Raw genomic sequence first — 671 nt, forward strand, 5'->3', positions numbered from 1 at the left:
ACCAACGCTTCGAGGTCGAGCTTGCCGCGTCGGGCCAGCGCGGCGAGCACCGGGATGTCGCGCGCCGGGTCGCTGGCCGAGGAGACGCTGCTGCCGGCGGCGGCGGTGGTGCCGGTCGACGAGTCGCTGCCGCTCGACCTCGCGGCGCTGCTGGGCTGCGGCGTCACCACCGGGGTGGGCGCGGTGATGCGCACCGCGGCCGTGCGTCCGGGGGAGAGCGTGCTCGTGATCGGTTGCGGCGGTGTGGGTTTGGCCGCGATCCAAGGCGCGCGGCTGGCCGGCGCGGCGCCGATCATCGCCGCGGACCGGGTCGCCGGCCAGCTTCCCGCCGCGCTGGCCAACGGGGCAACCGACACGATCGATGCCGGCGAGGTCGACGTCGTCGCCGCGGTGCGCGACCTCACCGGCGGCCTCGGGGTCGATCACGGGATCGAGGTGGTGGGCAAGCCCGCCACGATGCGCCTGGCCTACGAGGCCACCCGCCGCGGCGGCAAGGTGACCCTGGTGGGCGCCGCCGGCATCGCCGAGGAGGTGACGTTCCCCGCGCTGTCGTTGATGGCCGACGGCAAGGCGGTCCAGGGCAGCGTCTACGGCGCCAGCGACCCGGCGCGCGACATCCCGGTGCTCGCCGCGCTGGCCCGACGCGGCAAGCTCGACCTCGAAGCGTCATG

General features: G+C 75.7%; 1 protein-coding gene. It reads left to right on the forward strand.

All coding sequences use genetic code 11. From position 1 onward, the window contains the following. Positions 1–54: 54 nt before the first annotated feature. Positions 55–671, forward strand: a 617-nt coding sequence (locus A5655_RS11720) for a zinc-binding dehydrogenase (protein ID WP_156764827.1), incomplete at its 3' end; no start/stop codon positions are given.

The sequence above is a fragment of the Mycobacterium sp. 1081908.1 genome, assembly GCF_001673535.1.
Classification (GTDB): Bacteria; Actinomycetota; Actinomycetes; order Mycobacteriales; family Mycobacteriaceae; genus Mycobacterium.